This is a genomic window from Myxococcus dinghuensis (assembly GCF_024198235.1).
Classification (GTDB): Bacteria; Myxococcota; Myxococcia; order Myxococcales; family Myxococcaceae; genus Myxococcus; species Myxococcus dinghuensis.
This window is the reverse complement of the sequence record NZ_JAKCFB010000026.1, coordinates 31,853-55,114: the sequence shown is the minus strand read 5'-3', so window position 1 is coordinate 55,114 and position 23,262 is coordinate 31,853. Positions and strand designations below refer to the sequence as shown.

Sequence of the window (23,262 nt, the reverse complement as noted above, 5' to 3'; positions counted from 1 at the left end):
TCCCCTAGTTCATCTTCGAGAGTTGCTCGGAGAGCAGGTGGGCGAGGCTCGCTTCGGTCAGGTTCTCCAGGGCGGGCGCGCTCGAGCCGGAACGCTCCGGCCGGGATGGGGCCCGCGACGCGAACTCCAAGGGGATGAAGGCGGAGGAGAGCTGCTCCGCGAGCGTCTCCACCGTCGGGTAGTTGAAGACGAGGGTCGCCGGCAGCGAGACACCCAGGCCGCGCTGGAGACGGTTCTTGAGTTGGAGCGCCGCGAGGGAGTCGACGCCCATGTCCGCGAAGCCCTGCGAGGTGTCGACCGCGAGGCCCGACCCCAGGCCGCGAATCCAGGCCACCTGTTCACGCAGGTAGGCCAGCAGCAGCGCCCTCCGGTCCGAGATGGGCGCGCGCGTCAGGGTGTCCATGAAGTCCGCGCGCGCCGCCGCCCCACCTCGCGCGCGCTCACGCAGGTCCGCGTCGTATGGCGAGGCACGCCCCCCACCGAACACCGCCCAGTCGATCTCCGCGACCCCGACCTGGGGCAGGCGGCTCGACAGCAGGGTGTCGAGCGCCCGGAGCCCCTGGTGGACCGGGAGCGTTCCCCAGCCAGGGGTATGGGACGAGGTCCCGACCTCCACACGGGCCCCCGCTTCACCCGCCCAGACCCCCCAGTTGATGCTGAGCCCTGGAAGGCCGAGCGCTCGGCGATGGTGGGCCAACGCATCCTCGAAGGACGTCGCCGCGCAGTGGTTGGCCTGCCCCGCGGAGCCCACCAGGGACGCCACGGAGGAGAACAACACGAAGTGGTCCAGCGCGAGCCGCGCGGTGAGTCGGTGCAGGTTCCAGGCGCCCCTCACCTTCGGACGCAGCACCCGCTCGAAGCGCTCCCAGCGCTGCTGCTGGACGATGCCGTCGTCGAGCACTCCCGCCGAATGGAACACCCCCGCCAGGGGCGGCAGCTCCCGCTCCAGCGCCTCGAAGAGCCGCTCGACGCGGGCGTCGTCCCCCAGGTCCACCCGCCGGTACTCGACGCGCACTCCCTGCTCCCGCAGGCGCTCCAGTCGCTCGGCGCTCCGCGCGTCGATGACGCTCCGTCCTGTCAGGACCAGCGTCCGCGCCCCCCGGCTCGCCAGGTGCTCCGCCGTCAGCAACCCCAACCGTCCCAGCCCTCCCGCCACGAGGTAGCTCGCGTCGGCACGAAGCGGGGCCACGCCTTCTCCAACGACGTCCGCTGGCCCGACCCTCCGGAGACGCGCGACGAAGCGGCCCCCACGGAAGGCCACCTGGTTGTCGGCCACCTGGGACTGGCCTCGCAGCTCGCGCGCCAATGCCTCCACCTGGAGGTCCAGCGCCGCCTCGGGATCCAGGTCGACGCAGCGGCAGTTCAACTCCGACGCCTCGATGGCCAGGGGCCGGGCGAGCCCCCAGAGCGAGGCTTGGGCGAGACCGGGCAGCGGGTCTCCCGAAACGACGGGCTGGGCGCCCCGAGTGACGAGCCACACCGCCCCCGCGTGGCCACGCGCCATCAACCCGCGAAGGAGGCCCAATCCACCGCCGCACCCGAGCGCCGTCGCGGTGTCCAGGCTCGCGCCATCCAGGAGCTGCGCCTCGAGGCCGTCGAGCCCCCAGAGCAGCACGACATCCGAAGGGGGCTCGGCCAGGGACAACACACCCATGGCCGCCGCGAGCGCCTCGGGGGACTCCGGCAACTCGAAGGTCCGCTCATCGAGCTTCCGCGCCGTGGCACCTCGGAAGGCCAGCATGCACGCCCTGCCCTCACGTTCGAGCGTGCGCGCGAGCCGCTCACCCAGACCTGTCCGGTCCGAGAGAATCAGGCAGGGACCTCCATCGGAATCGCGTGGGGCGGGGGCCGCCGCCTCCAGCGCGCACGACTCCCAGCGACGTGTGTAGAGCAGCCCCTCCAACGAGGTGGGCGTGACGGGGCGCAGCGCCTCCTGCCGGGTCCGCAGCAGTTCGAGGCCCTCGACGCGAACGCAGAGGCGACCCTCCGGCCCGAAGACGCTGACGTCGGCCCGAAGCCGCCGCGAGCCATCGTCGAGGGGGCGCACCACGGCGTGGCTCCACATCTGGTCGTCGAGCCCGCCCGCCATCACCACGCGCTCGATGCGCGTGGGGACGTAGACCTCCGAGACGTCCAGCGCCGGATAGGCGCCCCCCACGACCTGGAGGCAGGCGTCCAACAGGGCCGGATGCGCGAGGTAGCGCTCCGCGTCCGTGAGCGCCGCGGGCCTCCCCACTCGCGCCACGACCTGTGTGCCCTGCCGACGCAGCTCGGAGAGTCCACGGAACTCCGGACCGAAGTCGACTCCCGACTCCCGCGCGCGAAGGTATGGGTCGGGAATGGGCGCCGCCGCGTGGAGGTGGGCGAGCACCTCCTCGAGCACCGGCCCCGTCGGCGCACGGCCGTCCTCCGCGACCAGGCTCCCGGTCGCGTGGAGTTCCCACGCCCCCGTCGTGTCGGTCGCGGCCCGACTGAAGACACGCACGGAGGCCGAACCATCCGCCTCCCGACTCACCGCGCATTGAACCCGCCGCCCCGCGTCTTCGGGGAACGTCATCGCCTTCAGGAGGGCGAGGTTCGACAGGCTCGGTCGCGACGTGCCGAACAGCCGCGCTCCAGCGGCGAGGGCCAGCTCGACATAGGCGGTCGCGGGCAGCGTCGCCGTACCGAAGACGCGATGCTGGCCCAGGAACTCGCGTGTGGACGGAGCGAGCACCGACTCGAACACGCGCGTATCGGCCCCCAGCAGCGCGAGGGAGACGGGGCTGCCCAGGAGCGGATGCACGTCCTCGGACGACGACTCCCCGCGCGGACGTTGCAGCCCCGCCCCCTCCTCCCAGTAGCGCTGGCGCTGGAAGGGATAGGTGGGAAGCCCGACCTTGTGGCGACCGAAGCCCGCATCGAACGCCGCCCAATCCACCGGGGCGCCTTGCACGAACAAGGAGGCCAGACTCTCGAGGAGCTGCCGCCAACCCCCGTCGTCCGGCCGCAGGCTCTGGAGCCACGCGCACTCGCCCTCGGGCACGCACCGCGCCGCCATGCCCAGCAAGGTCGCCTTCGGTCCGACCTCGACGAAGGCCCGCACGCCCTCTCGATACAGCCACTCCACGCCCCGGGAGAACCGGACCGTGTCGCGGAGCTGCGCGCACCAATAGTCCGGCGTGGCGATGGCATCATCCACCAGCGCGCCGGTCATGCCCGACACGATGGGCATCGTCGGGCGGGAGTACGTGAGCGACGCGGCGACGGCGCGGAACTCGGGGAGGATGGCGTCGACCAGGGCCGAGTGGGCCGCGCGAGGGATGTTCAGGCGCCGCGTCTTGAAGCCCCGCACCTCCATGGCGCTCGCGACCTCGGCCACTTCGTCCGGGAGCCCCGACACGACGACGTTGTCCGGCCCGTTCAGCGCGGCGATGGAGCACCGGGAGTCCGACGTCTCCAGGAACGACCGGACGACCTCCTCGCTGGCGGAGACGGCGAGGTTCGCGCCCTCCGCCAACTGGTGCATCAACCTGCCACGGTGGAGGGCCAGCTTCAGGCCGTCGTCGACACTGAACACCCCCGCGATGCACGCCGCCGCCAGCTCTCCCGTGCTGTGCCCCAGGAGCGCCTCGGGCCGGATGCCCCATGACAGCCACAGCTCCGCCAGCGCGTACTCCAGCGCGAAGAGCAGCGGCTGGGCGAAGTCGAACCGGTCCAGGGGCGACGCCTGCCCGGGCGCGGGGTACAGCACGTCGAAGAGGGACGTCCCCCACTCCTTTCGAAGCACGGAGTCGAACGCCTCGAGGCGCCGACGGAACCCGGGGTGTTCCACCGCGAGCGCCCGCGCGACACCGACGTACTGCGCACCCTGGCCCGAGAAGAGGAACGCGATGCGCGGGGCCTTCTTCGGATCGCTCACGCCGCTCGCGATACCCGGCCGGGGCTCGCCCCTCGCCGCGGCGCCGAGCAACAGGCCCATCGACTCGCGTGTCTCCGCGACGATGGCGAGCCGGTGCTCGAAGGCCAGGCGGCCGGTGTTCGCGGAGAAGCACACGTCCGCGAGCGACACCTCCGTGGAGGCCAGGAAGGTCTGATACCGCCCCGCGAACTGGGTCAGGGCCTCCGGACCCTTCGCGGAGAGCGTGAGGACATGCCACGAGCGCTCTGCCTCCGGTGCCTGCGGGAGCGGAGCGGGCGCTTCCTCCAGCACGACGTGGGCGTTGGTCCCGCCGATGCCGAAGGAGCTGACTCCGGCGCGCAGGACACCTCGCGCCGAGGTCCAGGGTCTCGGCGTGTCCACGACGAAGAACGGCCCCGCGCCGAAGTCGATGCGCGGGTTCGGTTGCTCGAAGTGGAGCGAGGGCGGCAACGTGCGGTGCTGGAGCGCCAGGACGACCTTGATGAGCCCCGCGATGCCCGCGGCGCTGTCGAGGTGACCGATGTTGCTCTTCACCGACCCCAGTCCGACCGACCGCGCCTCCGCCCTGCCACCGAACGCGCGGGTCAGTGCCGCGACCTCGATGGGGTCCCCCATCGCGGTCCCGGTCCCGTGGGCCTCGACGTAGGAGATCGTCCCCGGGTCGACGTCCGCCCGCTGGTGCGCCCGGCGCACCACGTCCGTCTGCCCCTCCAACCCAGGGGCCATGAAGCCGACCTTGCGATGCCCGTCGTTGTTGACGGCCGCGCCCTTGATGACCGCGAGGACGCGATCCCCATCCGTGAGCGCGCGCTCCAGTCGCTTGAGCACCACGACGCCCGCGCCGCTGCCCGGAATGGTGCCACTGGCGCGCGCGTCGAACGGCCGGCAGTGGCCGTCGCTGGCGAAGATGCTCCCCTCTTCGTAGAGATAGCCGACCTTGTGCGGCACCTTGATGGCGACCCCACCGGCCAGGGCCAGGTCACAGCGACCATCGAGCAGCGCGTCGCAGGCCGCCGCCACCGCGACGAGCGACGTCGAGCAGGCCGTCTGGAGGTTCACGCTCGGCCCCCGCAGGTCGAGCTTGTAGGACGTCTGCGTGGCCAGGAAGTCCTTGTCCTGCGACATCAGGTCCTGGAAGAAGTTCAGCGGTCGCGTCAGGTCCGGATACGGGTAGCGATAGTGGCTGACGCTCTTGCCGGCATAGACACCGACGACGGCATCCCCACTCCCGGGCGGGTGGCCCGCGTCCTCGAGCGCCTCCCAGGCGCACTCCAGGAACACGCGCTGCTGGGGGTCCAACGCGCGCGCCTCGCGAGGCGTGAGCGAGAAGAACCCCGCATCGAACGTGTCGTACCCCTCCAGCACCGCCGACGCGCGGACATAGCGTGGAGCGCGGAACGCGGGCGCGCCGACACCGGACGCCACGAGCTCGTCGTCGGTGAAGGTGTCGACGGATTCCACTCCCTCGACCAGATTGCGCCAGTACCGCTCCAGCGTCGGGGCGCCGGGGAAGCGACCGCCCATCCCGATGATGGCGATGTCCCTCCCCGCTCCGCGATTCACTCGCGCGTCGACGGGTGCGGACGCGGGAACGTTCACCGCCGGCGCGTCGACGGAGCCCAGGTATCGGGCGAGCGCGCGGACCGTCGGGTGACCGAACAACTCGACCACCGGGATGGTCGCGCCGAGCGACTCCTTGATGCGCACGTGGAGCTGGATGAGATGGACCGAGTTCGCGCCCAGCTCGAAGAAGTTGCGGTCCGGGTGCACGTCCTCGACACCGAGGACCTCCCCCACCACCTTCGACAGGGCCTCCTGGAGCGAGCGGACCCGACCACCGACCTCCCCGCCCCGTCCATCGCGGGGCTCGGACGTCGACTTCGCCGCGGCCACGGCGTCCGGGTGGGGCAGCGCGCGACGATCCACCTTGGCGTTGGCCGTCAGCGGTAGCGACGCCAGGACGACATAGATCGCCGGCACCATGTGCTCCGGCAACCTGCGCGAGAGGAACTCGCGGAGTCGCGCGGAGTCGAGTGTCGCCACGCCCTCCCCGAGGACGACGTAGGCCACGAGCCGCCGCTCATGGTGCTCCCCGACCGCGCCCACCACCGCCGCGCGGACGCCGGGGGCCTGGACGAGCGAGGCCTCGATCTCCCCCGGCTCGATGCGCTGACCCCGGATGGAGAGCTGGAAGTCGACGCGCCCCAGGAACTCGAGCGTGCCGTCCGGCAGGTAGCGCCCCAGGTCCCCCGTCCGGTAGATGCGCTCACCGGTCCGGGGATGGGTGGTGAACTTCGCCGAACCCGCGCCCGCGCCGACGTACCCCTGGGCCACGCCGATGCCCGCGCAGCACAGCTCCCCGGGCACCCACAGGGGCCGCTCCTCCAGGTGCTCGTCCAGCACGTAGTAACGGGTGTTCGCGATGGGGCGCCCATACGGGATGCTGCGCCGACGCTCGTCCGCCACGTCGACGAGGTGGGTGATGTTCCACAGCGAGGTCTCCGTGGGACCGCCGACGCTCACCACCTTGACGCCGCCGAAGCGGGCGCGGAGCCGCCCCGGCAGCGTGACGGGAATCCAGTCGCCCCCCAGCATCGCGAGCCGCAGGGGCGATGGACGCCAGACGTCTCCTCCTTCGAGGAACGTCAACAGCATCTCCATCATCGCGGGGACGGTGCTCCAGATCGTGACGCCATGGCGGGCCATCAGCTCGGCCCAGTGCGAGGGGTCCCTCCGGCGCTCGGCGTCCGGCAGCACGACGGTCGCTCCCGCCGCCAGCGTCCCGAGGATGTCGTAGACGGAGAAGTCGTGGTGCAGGGCGCTCAACGCGATGACCCGGTCATCCGGACCGACGCCGAACGTCCGGTGGGTCCACTCGATGGCGTTGACCATCCCCGCGTGTGTGAGCATCGCCCCGTTCGGCTGTCCCGTGGACCCCGACGTGTAGAGGATGTGGGCCAGGTCCTCCGGTCGCTGGCTGGGCACGAGGGGCGTGTCCTCGCGGTCGGCGAAGGCGCCGGGCGTGAGGACCAGGACCTCGACGGAAGGGGGCCACGGCGCTTCGGCGAAGCGGGGCTGGGTCACCGCCAGCGCGGCGCCCCCGTTCTCCATCATGAAGGCCCGGCGCTCCAGGGGATGCGACGCGTCGATGGGCAGGTAGGCGGCGCCAGCGCTCAGCACGCCCAGCACCGCGACCACCTGCTCCCAGCCCTTCTCCATCACCACCGCGACGACACAGCCAGGAGCCGCGCCCCGCTCGCGCAGCACACGTCCCAGGCGGCTGGCGCGTCGAGACACCTCCCCGTAGGTCAGCGTCCCTCCCGACATGGCCACGGCGACCGCCTCCGGATTGCGTGCGGCATTCCGGAAGAAGCCCGTGTGGAGCAGCTCTCCACTCAACGGCCGGGCCGTTTCATTCACGCGCGCGAGCAACATGCGCTGATGGGCCGGCAACAAGTCCAGGTCCGAGCGCGTCCACGCGGTCGCGTCGTCCGCGAGCCGCTGGAGCAGCTCCCGGAACGCCGCGAACATGTCCTCCACCATCCCTGGTGGGAACAGCTCCTCGGCCACGTCCCAGTTCAGGAAGACGCCCCCGTGCTGGTAGACGATCTGGAGGTCGATCCACACCTGGGGCGTCTGCGTCAGCGCCTCGACCAGCGCTCCGAAGGAGTCCGCCAGGAAGTCGACCCAGTGGGAGTCAGCGCTGCGCGAGTGCGACGCGAAGCTCGTCATCACCACGGGCATGAGGGCGGCGGAGATGCGCCCCTGCGCGCGGAACAACTCGCGCAACAGCTCCACGCCGCTCACCTCGCGGTGCTCGAGCGCCAGCAGGAGCTGCTCCCGGATGGCCAGGGCCCGCTGGACGAAGGAGCGGTCCGGCCGGTGGTCCACCTCGACGAGCGTGAAGCTGGCGAAGGTGCCGATGATGTCGTTGACCTGGGGGTGGACGGGCAGCCGGTTGAAGTGCGGGACGTTGAGCGTGAAGCGTGGGGAGCGACTCCAGCGCGCGATGACCTCCGCGTAGACGGCCAGCAGCAACTCGGGCTCCGTCAGCCGGTGCGTGCGCGCGCGCTGCTTGAGCCGGTGCCACACCGGCGCCTCGACCCGGGAGAACCACCGCCGGAAGCGGGGACGCAGGAGCGTCCGGGGGTCCTTCTCCAACGGCAGGTCCGGCGCGGGAGGCAACTGCGCGAGCCGTGAGCGCCAGTACTCGAGCGAACGCGCATGGCGCGCGCCACGAGCCTCCCGGACGGCGAGCGCGTAGTCCCGGTAGGACAGCGTGAGCACCGGCAGCGAGCGGGCTCCCTCCGGGTCCCGATAGCAGTAGACCAGCTCCCGGTAGAGGATCTGGAAGCTGTACCCATCGACGAAGGTCCCGTCGATGCTCATGAAGAGCCGCGAGCGGTCGCCATCGAGGAGGCACACGCGCAGTTCGAACAACGGCCACCGGTCCAGGGCATGCACCTGCTGGGAGAGCCGCTCCCGGATGGCGAGCAGGCGTGCCTCCACCTCCTGGGCGTCCCGGCCTCGCAGGTCCTCCACCGGCACGAGGTAGCGCGGCACGGACGGCAGGATGCGCTGCTGGAAGCCCGGCACCTCCACCGCGCGCAGCATCTCGTGCCGGGCCACGACCTGGTTCCAGGCCTCCTCGAAGCGCTCCGGGTCGAACGCGTGACAGTCCAGTTCGTTGTACGCGTGCATCGACGCGTTCAGGGACAGCTCCGCCTGACGCCCCACGCTGTAGGCCTGTTGCAGCTCCGTCATCGGGAACGGCTCGTGCCGTGACTCGGGACGCGCGACGAGGACCGCCGGGCCCGACACCGCCTCTCCGCCCTGCTCCGCCAGCAATTGCTTCAGCGCGGCCTTGTGGGTGAGGAGCGCCTCGCGCAGCGGGGCGGGGAGCTCGCCGCCTGGGGCGTCGACCGCGAGGTGGTCCCCCTCCACCGAGAGCTTGATGCCATGGTCCGCCAGCGCATGGAGCAACTGTTCCAGGCTCATAGGAGGACCCGCCTCGTGCCGGCGGACTCCGAGGTGGCGCCGCCCAGGACCTGGACCAGCGCGAGCTTCTCCAGCAGCTCCTCGACCACCTGCGCGATGGAGCGGGCATCCACGAAGCGGTTGAGCGGCAGGCCCACGTCGAGGGCCCCCAGGACCAGGTCCCGCAGCTCCAGCGCCATGATGGAGTCGAACCCGAGCGCGTCGAACGAATCCGAGAGGGCAATCCGCTCGGGTGACAGCCGGCTGACCTCACCGACCATCTCCTTGAGCCGGGCCTCCAGCGCCTGGGCCCGCGCCCTCCCCTCCAGGGACAGCAGCACGTCACGGAGCTTGCGCGGCGCGATGGCCACCTCGACGGAAGGCGGCGCCATATCCAGGGCGGCGCGGAACAGCGAGGCACTGGCCATCGCGGGATGCCGCTCCCGCCAACGCGCCAGGTCGAAGCGCGCGATCCCCTGGACCTCGGCGCCACACACCAAGGCCTTCGCCATCGCGGCCAGCGCCTCCTCGGACGGCATGGGAGACAGCCCCAGCTCCGCGAGCCGGGCGCCCCGCCGCGCATCGGCGGCGGCCATGCCCACCTCGCCCCAACTGCCCCACTGGAGGCTCACCGCGGGCAACCCCTGGGAACGCCGCAGCCGGGCCAGGCCGTCCAGGAAGCCATTCGCCGCCGCATCGTTGCCCTGCCCCGGAGACCCCAGCAGCGACGCCGTCGACGAGAACAGGACGAAGTGCTCCACGGTCGGGTCCGTCACGAGCGCATGGAGGTTCCACGCGCCGTCCACCTTGGGGCCCATGACGGTGTCGAAGCCTTCGGACGACAACTGCGCCAACGCGCCATCGGCCAGCACGCCGGCGCAATGGAACACGCCGCCCAGCGGGGGCCCCTCGCGACGGAGGGTCGCCACCAGGTCCGCGAGCGCCGGGCGCTGCCCCACGTCGACCTGGAAGACGCCGACCTTCGCCCCGGCGGCTCGCAGCGGCGCCAGGGCCCGCCTTGCCGCCGGCGTCTCTCCCGCCCGGCCACAGATGGCGAGGTGCCGAGCACCTCGCTCCACGAGCCAGGAACAGAGGCGAAGCCCGATGCCCCCCGAACCTCCGGTGACGAGATACGTGCGGTCCTCCCGGGGCTGGAATCCCGCGCCTTCCTCCGGGAAAAGCGAGGACCGGGCGAGCCTCGCGACACGGCGCTCCGCGCGACGAAGCAGGACCTCGTCCTCCTCCACCTCCGTGGGTGACGACGAAGCCAGCTCGGCGACGAGCGCGTCGAGCGAGGGCCCCGACGACGTGTCGCCGACATCGATCCGGCGGCAGCCCAGCTCGGGATGCTCGTAGGCGATGACACGCCCCAACCCCCAGAGCGAGGCGCCCACGAGCGACACCGCGGCGTCCTCACCCTGCCCTCGCGACGTGAGGAGGAGCAGGCGCGGCGGGATGGGCAGCGAAACGCGGACCAACGCCTGGACCAGACAGGTCAACCCCAGCGAGACATGGCGCACGGCGCGAACCACCGCCACGTCCGAGTCCCGCCGCTCCGCGTCCACCGCGACACGCAGCTCGCGCGGCCCGGCCACGGAGACGTCTTGCTCGACGGGCCCGACCTCTGGCGCGTCCCCCAGGAAGACGACACCTCGGGTGGCGCCTGCCGTCGCGCCCCAGTCCTCCAACAAGCGGACGAAGGACTCCGACCGGCTGAAGTCCACCTGGTAGTCACGCGCGGAGGTGCGCTCGAAGAAGGGACCCGGGACGGCCACGCTGACGGAGCCTCCGGCCCCCGTCATCCGCTCACGCAGGGCCTGGGCGGAGGCGGTCGTCGTGGCGACCACCAGCCACGCGCCCTCCAACCTCGAGGACAGGGAGCGCGCCTCTCCTGGACGCCACACGAGGTCCCAGAACAGGCCCTCGGGGGCGCGTCGGGGCTCCGTCGGGCCAGGCGGCTCACCCGGACTCTCTCGGCGCCCATCCCACCAGTACCGCTCTCGCTGCCAGGGGTACGTCGGGGCATGGACCTTCCGCCCGGGCGGCAGGAGGGACTCGAAGCGCGGCGTCACTCCCGCGCAGTAGAGGCGCGCCGCGCTGCCCAGCAGCGCATGACGGACGTCCTGGTCGTGCGGCGGCGCGGCGTCGACCACCGTCGTCTCCGTCCCCATCCGTCGCGCGGCCGACGTCAACTCGACGCCCCAGTCCGGCGCGTCACCGAGCGCCAGGACGACGCCGCCACGCTCCACGATGCGGTCGGCCCAGCGCGTCCCTTCCCCCTCCGCCACCGAAGGCCTCTCGTCATCCAGCCCTCCCGAAGGCCCGGCCCCTCCGGGCTCCAACCAGCGCTCCTCCTCGAACGAGAAGCGCGGAAGCCGAGCGGGCTTGTCCACGACGGGCTCCTCAGGCGCGAGCGCGAGGACGCGCCCGACCGCCGCCTCCATCGTCAGTCCCCCGGCGACGACGGCCGCGGTCCAGGCCCCCACCCCATCGCCCGCGACCGCGGCGACCTCGACACCATGGGCCTGCCACAGCTCGACGAGGGCGAGCTGCCACAGGAGCCCCAGCGCCTGCCGCCAACGTGTGTCCCCGACCTCCCGCTCCGTCTCACGGGGCTCACGCAGACGCCGCGCCACGGACCAGCCCGCCACCTTCTCGAAGCGCGCGTCCAGCGCCGAGAACTGCTGGAGGAAGCGCGGCTCGCGTTCGAGGAGCGCGAGCACACGCGACTCGAGCGGCGACGCGCAGTCCCCCAGGGCGAGGACGACGCCAGGCCCGGAGGTCCCCCGGACCTGTCCCTGGAAGAGGCCTTCCCCCGCCCTCGCCTCGACGGCGCGGCGGAGCAGCGCGCACAGCTCCTCCCGGCTCCTGGCGACGAACGCCCACCGCTGTTCGTGGTGCGCGCGCCCCACCCCCGCCGTGAAGCTGGCATCCCGGAGCGCGACCGCGCGATCCTCGGAGAGCTGCCGCAGCCACTCGCGCGCCAGCTCCCTCAAGGCCTGCTCCCGACGCGCCGACAGCGGCAACAGGAACGGGCCTTCCTCTCGTAGCACGGGCGCGTCGTCGGGATGTGCCTCGACCAGCGCGTGCGCATTGACTCCACTCATTCCGAAGGAGCTCACCGCGGCCCGCAGCGGACGGTCGCGCGGCGCCAGCGCGGTGCGCTCACGCGCCACGGCGATGCCCGACCCATCCCAGGAGAACTCCGGGGTCGGGTGCTCGAAGTGCAAGGCAGGAGGGACCTCGGCCGCCCGGAGCACCTGCACGGCCTTGATCAACCCCGCGATTCCGGCGGCCGCCTCGGCGTGGCCGATGTTCGGCTTGACGGAGCCGACCCACAGCGGTCGCTCCGGCGGACGCGAGCCCCCATAGACACGCGCGACGCCCTGCAGCTCGATGGGGTCCCCCAGCCGCGTCCCGGTGCCATGGGCCTCCAGATAGTCGACCTGCGCCGGGTCGATGCCCGCGCGCTGGAGCGCGAGCCGATAGAGCGCCTCCTGCGCCCGGACGTTCGGCACGGTGAGCCCGCCACTGGCGCCGTCGTGGTTCGTCGACGTCGCCAGGAGCGTGGCGAGGATCCGATCCCCGTCGCGGAGCGCGTCCCGCCGCCGCTTCAGCACGACGACGCCACACCCCTCCCCCTGGACCATGCCGTCCGCGTCCCGGTCGAAGGCGCGACAGCGCTGGCTCGGAGAGAGCGCCCCCGCCTTCGCGAGGAACACGCTCAGGTGTGGCGCCAGCAGCAGCTTCACACCCCCCGCGAGGGCGACGGTGGACTCCCCGGAGCGCAGGCTCTGACAGGCCAGGTGCACCGCGACGAGCGACGACGAGCACGCCGTGTCCACGGCCATGCTGGGCCCGTGCAGTCCCAGCAGGTACGACAGCCGCCCGGCCACATAGCTCGCGTCCACGCCGGTGGAGTAGTGGGCCCCCACCCGCTCCAGTCCGCCCTCGGCGAGCAGCGCGTAGTCCCGCGCATGCACACCCGCGAAGACGCCGGTCCGTGTCCCCGACAGGCGCCTCGGCGACAGCCCCGCGTCCTCCAGGGCCTCCCAGCCCACCTCGAGGAAGAACCGCTGCTGGGGGTCCATCCCCTCCGCCTCGCGTCGTGAGATGCGGAAGAACTCCGCGTCGAACCGGTCGACGCCCTCCACGAAGCCGCCGCGCCGCATCGTCGTCCGGCCCGGCACGGAGGGTTCGGGATCGTGGGCCGCCCGGAGGTCGCGCCGCTCCGAGGGGACCTCTCCCACCGCCTCGCGTCCGCTCCACAGCAACGCCTGGAACCGCTCTGGATCCGAGGCACCTCCCGGGAAGCGACACCCCATGCCGATGATGGCGATCGGCTCATCCTCCGCGCGCGTCGCGACCGCGAGCTTCTCCTGGAGCCGCTCGATGGTGAGCAATGCCTGCTGGAGCGGCGTCAGCTCCACGCCGGGGGCGCCCTTGCCACTCATGAGTCGACCTCCACGCCGAGCGCCTCCAGCGTCCGCGCGATGCGCTCGCGCGCCTGCTCGTCGGTCAGCGAGGAGATTCGGGCCACGCGCTCCGAGTCTCCCTGGCCGGACGGGGCGGCCTCCTCGACAGCGGGGGCCTGCAGGGCGTCACTGGCCCGGGCGTCGAGGAGCATCCGCAACTGCGGCGCCAGCATCGCCAGCCGGGGGTACTCGAAGAAGAGGGTCGTGGGCAGCGTCAGGCCCAGCTCGCGGCTGATGCGCCCACGGAGCGCCACGAGCCCGACGGAGCTCAAGCCCATCTCGAACAGGGTCCGCTCCCGCGTCTCCACCGCCGAGGGCTCCACCTCCAGCAGCTCCGCCACGTGGGCGCAGAGCAACGCGAGCAGGCGCGACTCGCGTGTCTCCGTCGATCCGGTCCGGAACCCATCCCCGGGCGCCGGGGCGGGACCCTGCCGCGCCCCCAATGGCGCACGCGACACCTCGCCGGGCGACAGCCATTCAGGCCACAAACGCTGTCGCTGGAATGGATAGACAGGAAGACTCACACACCCCCCACCGCTCGCGGGCCAGGCATCCCGTGAAACCATACTACCCGCAACATATTCACGAGCGATAGATACCCAAGACGTCAGCCCCTCCCGCTCAACCCAGGGCGTCGTCATGTCTGACTGGAGAAAGGCATTCAACCCCCGCCCCAAACCCTCCCGGCTCGCGGCCACGACGGCGCCACGATATCGATGATGTTGTCTCTTGAACACAGACGTGAAACACACATCCGAGGTGGGCGCCGCGGCCTCTCCCGTCGCCGCGAGGAAGTCGCGCAGCTGGAGCGCGCGCTGGCGCAGCGAGGCCGGACACAGCGCGGAGAACGCCAGCAGATGCCCTGGGGTGCTCGCCGCCGGGGCGCGCGCGACCTCGGGTGGAGACTCCAGCACGAGGAAGACATTGGAGCCGCCCAGGGAGGTGGACACGACTCCGGCCCGGAGAGGCTGCTCGGGCGAGCGCCGTGGCCATGGCGTCAGCTCCGACTGGACGGCCAGGCCCAGCTCGCCGAAGGCGATGTGGGGGCTGGGGGTCGTCACGTGGATCGTGGGCGGCAGGGCCCGGTGGTGCAGGGCCAGGCACACCTTGATGAACTGCGCGATGCCCGCCGCCGCGCCCAGGTAGCCCAGGTTGTTGCTGATGGCCCCCAGCCGGCACACCGAGTCGCCCGCGCGCCCCCGCGCCTGTCCGATGGCGAGCGCCTCCGCCGCATCCCCCTTGAGGAACGCCGAGCCGTGCAGCTCCACGTAGTCGAGCGCCGCCGGGTCCACGCCACCCCGCTCACACGCCTGGCGGATGACGTCGGCCTGGGCCTCGACACTCGGCGCCATGACCCACTCGTTGCGGCCATTGTGGTTGACGGCGCCGCCGCGAATCACCGCATAGACGCGGTCGGTCGGGTCCACCTGGGACAGGCGCTTGAGCACGACCAGGCCCGCGCCCTCTCCACGGACGTAGCCATCCGCCTGGGCGTCCAGCGTGCGGCACCGCCCCGCCGCCGAGAGCACCCCCGCCTGCGACAGCATGATGCTGCTGTCCGGCGAGAGCATCAGCTCCACGCCCCCCGCGAGCGCCAGGTCCACCTCGCCCAGGAGCAGGCTCCGACACGCCTCGTGGAGCGCCGTCGTCGAGGAGGCGCACCCCACGCTCGAGCAGGTGCTGGGGCCGCGCAGGTCGAACGCATGGGAGATGCGGTTGGCCGCGAACGAGGGCGTCGAGCCCAGCAGCGCGTAGCCGTCCAGCCGCTCCCAGTCCCGGGCGAGCAACCGCTGGAAGTCGTTGAAGCTGGTCCCCACGAAGACCCCCGTGCGACTCCCACGCACCGAGTCGAAGGGGATGCCCGCATCCTCCAGGGCCCGCCACGCACACTCGAACAACACCCGGTGCTGGGGGTCCATCTGACGCAACTCCCGCTTCGACAGACGGAACGCCTGGGCATCCACCGACGACACATCCGCCAGCAATCCCGCGCGACGGTGTCGGATGCGCCCCGGCCGCTCCGGCGCCGAGTCGTGGAGCAATCCCATATCCCAGCGAGACGCCGGGATTTCATCCGTCACATCAATGCCATCACAAAGAATCCGCCAGAGTGAACGCGGACACTCGGCGCCTGGGAGGCGGATCCCCAGGCCTGTGACAGCTATGGCTTCGAACCACCTCGCATTAGACTGTCGATCCACCCCCGCACCTCTGGCCAAGCAAATACAATCAACCAGACGCGACAATCCAGACACAAGGGCAGAAACGCAAACCCGCACCGGTGTTCACCCCTGCACAACGATAGTGCCCTGGAAGGCAGCCCACGGGCTCACCGCGACGACGGAGGAGACAGGCTCCATGGACTTTGGCTGGACGAGTGAACAAGCGACCTTGTACGAGCGCGCATGCGCCTTCGCGCGCGCGGAGTTGAACGGCGCGACGGAGCAAGGCGCGGGCCTGCCCCGGGCGGCGTGGCGGCGCTGTGGGGAGTTCGGCTTCCTGGGGCTGCCCGTGCCGGAGCGCTACGGCGGACTGGGTGTGGACACCTTGACGACGGCGAGGCTGATGGAGGCGCTGGGACGGGGCTGCCTGGACACCGGGCTGGTCTTCTCCGTGGGCGCCCACCTCTTCGCCTGCGTGATGCCGTTGCTGGAGGGAGGGAGCGACGGCCAGAAGGACCGCTACCTGCCGCGCCTCGCGTCGGGAGAGTGGGTCGGCGCCAACGCCATCACGGAGCCCGAGGCGGGCTCGGACGTCTTCGCGCTCAAGACGCGGGCCGTCCGTGAGGGCGAGCACTACGTCCTCGACGGCGGCAAGAGCTACGTCACCAACGGGCCGGACGCGGACGTGTTCCTCGTCTACGCCGTCACGGACCCGACGCACGGCTACATGGGCGTGAGCGCGTTCCTCGTCGAGAAGGACACCCCGGGGCTTCGCGTGGGGCGGCCCTTCCAGAAGATGGGGCTGTCCACCTCCCCCATCGCGCCCCTCTACCTGGAGTCCTGTCGTGTCCCGGCGGCGGCGCGGCTGGGCGCCGAGGGCCAGGGCGCGTCGGTGTTCAAGCGCTCCATGCAGTGGGAGCGCGCGTGCCTGTTCGGCGCCTACGTCGGGCTGATGGAGCGGGTGCTCGAAGAGACGGTGGACTTCGCCCGGCAGCGCAAGCAGTTCAAGCGCGCCATCGGGAAGAACCAGGCCGTCTCCCACCGGCTGGCGGACATGAAGCAGCGGCTCGACTCCGCGCGCCTCCTCCTCTACCGGGCCTGCTGGTTGATGGACCGGGGGCAGGAGGCGGAGCTGGAGGTGTCGCTCGCCAAGCTGGCCATCAGCGAGGCCGCGGTCCAGTGCGGCCTGGACGCCATCCAGATCCACGGCGGCATGGGCTACGTGGTGGAGACGGGCATCGAGCGCGTGCTGCGCGACGCCATCCCCAGCACCCTGTTCTCCGGCACCTCGGAGATCCAACGCGACATCATCGCGAACCACCTGGGGCTCTGATGCTCGACGACATCGTCATCCGAAGCGCGGCGAAGACGCCGGAGGCGCCCGCCCTCCGGGGGCCGGACGGCTCGCTCACCTATGGACAGCTCGACGCGCTCGCCAACCAGGTGGCCCGCGCCCTGCTCGGGCTGGGGGTGCGGAGTGGAGCGCGCGTGGGCCTGTGGACGGAGAAGTCCACGCGGGCGGTGGCGGCGATGCAGGGCGTCCTCCGGCTGGGCGCCGCCTATGTCCCGTTGGATCCGCTCAACCCCGCCCGGAGGACCCGGAGCATGCTCGAGGACTGCCGCATCGACGTGCTGGTGACCACGTCGGCGCGCGCGGCGCGGCTGCGCGACGAGGGCCTGGAGCGGCTGCGCTTCCTGCTCGTGGACGACGACGCGGGCCCGGGGCCCTCGTGGTCCGCGCTGGCCAGCCTCTCCTCCGCGCCCCTCCCACCGCACGGCCTGGAGGAGGACGCGCTCGCGTACATCCTCTACACGTCCGGCTCCACCGGGACCCCCAAGGGGGTCTGCATCAGCCACCGCAACGCGCTGGCGTTCATCGAGTGGTGCCATGGGCTCCTGGAGACCACGCCCGAGGACCGCTTCAGCAACCACGCCCCCTTCTTCTTCGACCTGTCGGTGCTGGACCTCTACGCGGCGTTCCTCGGGGGCGCGAGCGTCACCCTCATCCCGGAGACGCTGGCCTTCTCCCCGCGCCAACTGGTGGAACAGGTGCTGAGCGAGCGCTTCACCGTGTGGTACTCGGTGCCCTCGGCGCTCGTCCTGATGATGTCCGAGGGAGGCCTGCTGGAGCACGGCCCCCTGCCGTTCCGCGCCGTGCTGTTCGCCGGCGAGCCCTTCCCCATCCGCCACCTGCGCCCGCTGCGCGAACACCTGCCCGCCGCGCGCCTCTTCAACCTGTACGGCCCCACCGAGACGAACGTGTGCACCTGGCACGAGGTGACGGCGCTCGACCCGGCGCGCACCGAGCCGGTCCCCATCGGCCGCGCCAGTTGCGGCGACCGCGTCTGGCTCTCCCACGAGGAGACACGCGGCGGGGAGGCCCCCGAGCGAGGCGACGTGGGCGAGCTGATGGTGGAGGGCCCCACGGTGATGCTGGGCTATTGGGGCCACCCGCCCCAGGGCACCGCGCCCTATGCGACCGGGGACCTGTGTCGTGCGCTCCCGGAGGGCGGCTTCGAATACCTGGGCCGCCGCGACCACATGCTCAAGGTCCGGGGACGGCGCATCGAGCCCGGGGAGATCGAGGCCGCGCTGCTCGCGCATCCGGACCTGCGGGACGTGGGCGTGGTGGGCGCGGGGACGGGCCTGGAGGCGCGGCTGGTGGCCTTCGTCGTGAGCGCCGCGCCGAAACCGCCCACGCTCCTCCAGCTCAAGCAGCACTGCGCGGAGCGACTGCCCCGCTACATGATCCTCGACGAGCTGCGGGTGCTGCCGGCGCTGCCCCGGACACCGAACGGCAAGCTCGACCGGCGCGCCCTGCGCGACCTCGCGGCCACCTGAGCCGGCGCGCGTCGGCGTGGGTGGAGGCGCGGACTTCAGGCGCTGGGGGGCGACTCGCTCGCCGGCGCCGCGACGCCCCGCTTCTTCGGGATGAGGTTCCGCCGCGGCCCCTTGAGGGCCACGCTCAGCAGCATCCCCGCCGGGAGCAACATGCCCAGCCCCTGCGCGAAGTTGGCGGGAGGATGCACCACGGCCCCCAGGGCCAGCGCGGAGAACAACAGACCACAGACGAGCCGAAGCAGGATGGGGCTCAAGCGGGGGACCTCGAGAACGGGACGTCCCAGCGTAAGCATCCCCGCGCCGCTGTCCACCCGGCCCGGGGATGCCCGCCTGGCGCCCCGAGGGCCGGATGGACCGTGTCCGACCCTCGCGCTTCGACCAGGGCTCAGGACTCGCTGATGGCGCAGCCACACCGGCGACGACAGGTCGTCGTCCCCGTCACGTAGCTGCCACTCGCGGGGTCGTAGCAGGCGGCGTACTCCTGCTCGTAACCCGACGCACAGGCGCTCGACGTCTCCCCCGTGCACAGCCAGATGTACTGCCCGAACTGCGTCCCGGGGGGACACTCCGCCGGGCAGATCTCCTGCTCGGTGGACTCCAGCGAGGCCGACTCCTCGACGGCACCCGCTCCGCACCCCACGACACCCCAGGCCAACAGCACGGCGACGAAGAGCTGCTTCATGGCGCTCTCTCCTTTGCTTGGTGGGTGAAGCCCCCCGGGGATAGCGAATCCGCGACACCCGGCGGAATACGGGGAAGCCCCTAGCCTGCGAACCTGCGATACGCGCCTACAGTTGCACCCCGGTCGCGGAACGACCCACCGCGCGCGGAGGTGGGTGGGCGGCGGCAGTTTCACGGAAAAGCCCCCGGCATCCCGACCTGCCGGGTGCCACCGGCCCCCAAGGGATGTGCCGCCGCGGGCCCGGTGCTCGCGCCCTGACGCCCCACCCACCGGGCTGGGGCGATAAGGCCCTGGAAATACAGGAGGACACCGGGCCTTTCCTCCTGCTTATCGAACCCAGGAATCACCGCACTCACTGGAGGTAGACGGAGGTGCGGGCGCCCGCCTTGAATCACGCCATGACGCGGAGACTCGGGGAGCGGTTGGTGCTGGAGGGCGCGCTGACGCCGGAGCAGTTGTCCCGAGCGCTCGCCCATCAGCAGGAGACGGGGCAGAAGCTGGGCGAGTGCCTGGTGCGGCTGGGCGTGGACGAGACGCCCGTCCTGCGGCTGCTGGCCCAGGAGTTCCAGACGCGCTTCGTGTCCACGCAGAAGCTGGCCCAGGCCAAGGTGGAGTCGTCGCTGCTCGAGAAGGTGCCCGTCCGGCTGGCGGAGGGCTTCGACTTCATGCCCCTGCGGTTGACGCCGGCGGCGTTGTACGTCGCCATCGCGGAGCCGCAGCGCCAGCGCGCGTTGGAGGAGATTTCGCGCACCGTCGGCGTCGCGCAGGTGCTGCCCTTCGTCGCCGTGCGCAGGTCCATCCGCGCGGCCATCCGCAAGCACTACTACGCGGTCGCGGACGCCTTCGACCATCCTCCGGAGGACGACGCCTGCCCCCATTGTGGCGCGCCCACGCAGCCCAACGACTTCCAGTGTCCGCGCTGCGAGCTGCTCCTGGTGCGCCACGAGGAGGACCTGCCGCCCCGCGACAACGTGTCCCTGGTACGGGCCCTGCTGACGCAGCCGGACCGGCACGGCACCTCGGGCGTGAAGCCCCGCCCCCACCAGGCGGAGGACACGCGCGTGGCGCCGTTCCGCGCCTCCACCGGGGGCGCCAACGCGCGCCCGTTCCTCGTGGGTGGACTGAGCGTGACGAACCTGAAGCTCAGCCCCTTCGAGGCCTACGTGTTGTCCCTCGTGGACGGACACACCTCGCTCGCGGACCTGGCGCTCATCACCCAACTGACGGAGGTCGAGCTGCGCGCGCTCTTCGCCTCGCTGGAGGAGCGCGGCGTGACGCGGCTGTACGAGGTCCCCGCCCCCACCGTGGGTCCCGCGCCGGTCAAGGACGAGCGCGTGGAGACCGGGCCCCCCGTCTCCCGCGCCACGCCCGAGCCCACCTCGCCCGCGCCCCCGGCCTCCGTCGTCCCGCCCGTGCGACCGGTGACGTCCCCGCCCGTGGAGGACCCGAACGAGGACCTCCTCCAGCGCGTCATCCGCCTGGAGCAGGCGGGCCGCTGGACGGAGGCGGTCGAGCTGCTGGAGCGCGGCATCGGCCTGCTGCCCTCTCCCGCGCCGCTCTACAACCGGCTGGGGATGATCCTCCTGAACCACCAGCGCGACTACACGCGCGCCACGGCGCTGTTCCAGAAGGCCTCCGACCTGGAGCCGGAGAACAGCCTCTACACGATGAACCTGTATTCGGTGATGTGCCTCACGGCGGACGCCACCAACGCGGGCCAGAAGAAAGCCAGACGCTGAGCGTCACGACGACGGCGGGCCTCGGGGTCGCCAGGGCCCCGCGCACCGCCGCCCGCGCACCGGCAAGGAATTCAATGAATTTTCGATTTCCTTGACCCGATGCGAGCGACTGTTTCACGCTCCGAGCCCCCCACACAGGAGGTGTCTCATGCACCGACGTCTCGTCCTCGGAGCCGCGCTGGTCGCAGTCTTCCTCGGGCCCCAGTCCGCCCCTGCCCGTGAGTCGTCCCCGAACGTGCCGGCGCCGTCCGCCATCGCGAACTGGATCCACTACGGCTACTACGACACGTTGGAGGAGTGCATCGCCATGGGCGAGACGCGGGGAGATCCGCCGCTCATCTGGTGGACGCAATACAACTGCTCGCACGAGAGCGTCGGCGATCCGCGCTGGCTCCTGCAGGTCTACGCGACCTGGTAGTCGCCGAGGAGCCCGTCGATGGTCCACCGCGCACTCCCGACGCCCCGCCCGAGGGGCGCCCCGTTGCTGCTCGCGCTCGCGTGCCTCGCGTTCGCGACCTCCGCCTCCGCGAGGGGGCGCTACTACAACCACTCCGGCAGTATCGAGACGAGCCACCCGGCCTGGATGAGCTGGGTCCCCGGCTCGACGAGCCTCGCGGCCCTGTCGCTCCCCGGCACGCACGACACCATGGCGTACCAGTCGTACGGCGGGGACCTCACCCAGACGCAGTCGCTGGACCTGCGCAGCCAGCTCGACGCGGGCGTCCGCGCGCTCGACATCCGCTGCCGCCACATCGACAACGCGTTCACCATCCACCACGGCGTCGTCTACCTGCACGTCAACTTCGACGACGTGCTGCGCACCACCATCCAGTTCCTGAACGCGAACCCCACCGAGACGGTGGTGATGCGCGTGAAGAAGGAGCACACCGAGGAGAACGTCACGCGAGGCTTCGCGCAGACGTTCGAGTGGTATCGCGACCAGCCTGCCTACAGCCCGTACATCTGGCGCGGCGCGCACGTCCCGACGCTGGGCGAGGTGCGTGGACGCATCGTCATCCTGGACGACTTCGCCGGCGGCGCCTACGGCATCCCCTGGGGCGCGTTGGATCTCCAGGACGCGTGGACCGTGGACGAGCTGGCCGACATCGACGACAAGTGGTTCAAGGTGAGGGACCACCTGACGCGGACGAACACGGGCGCGCCCGGAACGTTGTTCGTGAACTTCCTGAGCGGCTCCTCCGCGCTCGCGTACCCGCTGCACGTGGCCGGGGGCATCAACATCCTGGGCATCCAGACGCGGGGCGTGAACGACTACGCCATCGACCACCTGGTGGGCGGCAACGTCCAGCGCGCCGGCGTCATGATGATGGACTTCCCGGGCGCGGGGCTCATCGACGCCATCCTCGCCCTGAACTTCCGCCTGCTCCCCACCGCCAGCACGCTGCCGTCCGAGTTCGGCACCATCTTCCGCAACACCGCCTACACGATGGGCGGGGACGCGGAGGCGCGCTGGTACGGCATCCGGAGCTTCGTCCACAACGCCGCGCCGGGCCGCTCCTGGCACGTCCTCGCCCTCAAGAGCAGTTGGGGCGCGTGGATGCACTACAACGGCAACTTCCTCCAATCCGACTCCATGGATGACTACACGCACCTGGCCTTCACCACGCGCACGGTGACGAGCACGGTGGGGCCCGCGTACCTGGCCTCCTTCGTGAACGGACAGCTCGGGAGCCTGTCCGGAGGCGCGGGCGAGCGGGCCACGCAACTGCACGGGAGGTTGAGCGCGCGCTTCCCGTTCCAGCTCTGGTCCGTGGTGGTGAAGAAGTCACCGGGCGGCCTGAGCAACTGGGCGTACTCCGACTACGGCCGGGGCTACAAGACGACGTCGGGGGACTACACCTACGCGGTCCAGGGCTACTCCGCCGCGGACGGTGTCTACCTCCACGAGCACGGCGGCTACGAGGGCAACGTCCTCCACCTCACCTCGTACGTGGCCCACCTGGGCAACCTGGGCTTCAACGACGTCGCCAGCTCCGTCACCGTGCTCGGCCCCTACCAGGCCACGCTGTGCGAGCACATCGACCTGACGGGGCGCTGCTTCACCACGTCCCAGAGCCTGAGCGACATCAACGCCGCGCCCAACGGGCCCTGGAACGACCAGGTCTCGTCGCTCACCGTGTCCCCGCGATGATTCGCTGATGCGAGGTGGCCTCGACAGGTCGGCGACGGCGGCATCGCGGTCGCCGCCGACCTGGGTCGAGCCCTGTGTCGAGCCCGCCCGCTTGCTCGAGACAAGGCGCATGAGACGTCTCCACGTACGAGTGAGACATCGCTCCGTGTGACGACGCGCCGCTTCCTCCGACGTGATTCAAATCAGCAATCCGTGACTACCGTTCGTCGAGCCCGCGCGACGTCGACGACAGGCGCTCGTCCGGATTCCAGAATCCGGATCCAGCCTTCGGACACGCGTGTCGCCGACCCCGGCTGAAGCGGCATCAAAACCAGACAGCCATGGGGTGATCGC

At 71.3% G+C, this 23,262-nt stretch carries 10 protein-coding genes; 5 read left to right on the top strand and 5 right to left on the bottom strand.

What is annotated here, in order from left to right:
• Positions 1 to 4 precede the first annotated feature (4 nt).
• From LZ198_RS28495 to LZ198_RS28485, 3 genes are read right to left on the bottom strand one after another with little or no spacing between them, the layout of a single operon-like run.
• Complete coding sequence (locus LZ198_RS28495) at positions 5 to 8,899, bottom strand: non-ribosomal peptide synthetase/type I polyketide synthase (RefSeq protein WP_253975236.1); 8,895 nt, start codon at positions 8,897 to 8,899, stop codon at positions 5 to 7.
• Positions 8,896 to 13,332: a type I polyketide synthase gene (locus LZ198_RS28490; RefSeq protein WP_253975235.1), complete on the bottom strand. Its 4,437-nt coding sequence runs from the start codon at positions 13,330 to 13,332 to the stop codon at positions 8,896 to 8,898. The genes LZ198_RS28495 and LZ198_RS28490 overlap by 4 nt, the downstream gene beginning before the upstream one ends.
• Positions 13,329 to 15,554, bottom strand: a complete 2,226-nt coding sequence (locus tag LZ198_RS28485; RefSeq protein WP_323382986.1) for a beta-ketoacyl synthase N-terminal-like domain-containing protein — start codon at positions 15,552 to 15,554, stop codon at positions 13,329 to 13,331. The genes LZ198_RS28490 and LZ198_RS28485 overlap by 4 nt, the downstream gene beginning before the upstream one ends.
• A 157-nt stretch (positions 15,555 to 15,711) precedes the next feature.
• Here LZ198_RS28485 and LZ198_RS28480 point away from each other — a divergent pair, with 157 nt between their 5' ends.
• Both LZ198_RS28480 and LZ198_RS28475 read left to right on the top strand, forming a co-directional pair.
• Complete coding sequence (locus LZ198_RS28480) at positions 15,712 to 16,848, top strand: acyl-CoA dehydrogenase family protein (RefSeq protein WP_253975234.1); 1,137 nt, start codon at positions 15,712 to 15,714, stop codon at positions 16,846 to 16,848.
• Entirely contained in the window at positions 16,845 to 18,356 is a 1,512-nt protein-coding gene (locus LZ198_RS28475) for an amino acid adenylation domain-containing protein (RefSeq protein WP_253975286.1), read from the top strand. Before LZ198_RS28480 ends, LZ198_RS28475 begins: the two co-directional genes overlap by 4 nt.
• Before the next feature lie 35 nt (positions 18,357 to 18,391).
• Here the strand turns inward: LZ198_RS28475 and LZ198_RS28470 are convergent, their stop codons facing one another.
• Both LZ198_RS28470 and LZ198_RS28465 read right to left on the bottom strand, forming a co-directional pair.
• The gene (locus LZ198_RS28470; RefSeq protein ID WP_253975233.1) at positions 18,392 to 18,610 is read right to left on the bottom strand and encodes a hypothetical protein; all 219 of its coding nucleotides are present in this window, start codon (positions 18,608 to 18,610) and stop codon (positions 18,392 to 18,394) included.
• Positions 18,611 to 18,741: 131 nt separating this feature from the next.
• Positions 18,742 to 19,038, bottom strand: a complete 297-nt coding sequence (locus LZ198_RS28465; protein ID WP_253975232.1) for a hypothetical protein — start codon at positions 19,036 to 19,038, stop codon at positions 18,742 to 18,744.
• A 398-nt stretch (positions 19,039 to 19,436) separates the two neighbouring features.
• Between LZ198_RS28465 and LZ198_RS28460 the strand changes: the two genes are divergently transcribed.
• The 3 genes from LZ198_RS28460 (at position 19,437) to LZ198_RS28450 (ending at position 22,929) form a co-directional block, all read left to right on the top strand.
• A complete protein-coding gene (locus LZ198_RS28460; protein WP_253975231.1) occupies positions 19,437 to 20,777 on the top strand; it encodes a GspE/PulE/PilB domain-containing protein in 1,341 nt (446 codons plus the stop codon).
• Positions 20,778 to 20,925: 148 nt separating this feature from the next.
• Entirely contained in the window at positions 20,926 to 21,195 is a 270-nt protein-coding gene (locus LZ198_RS28455; protein ID WP_253975230.1) for a hypothetical protein, read from the top strand.
• 18 nt (positions 21,196 to 21,213) lie between these two features.
• Complete coding sequence (locus LZ198_RS28450) at positions 21,214 to 22,929, top strand: phosphatidylinositol-specific phospholipase C (RefSeq protein WP_253975229.1); 1,716 nt, start codon at positions 21,214 to 21,216, stop codon at positions 22,927 to 22,929.
• Positions 22,930 to 23,262: the final 333 nt, after the last annotated feature.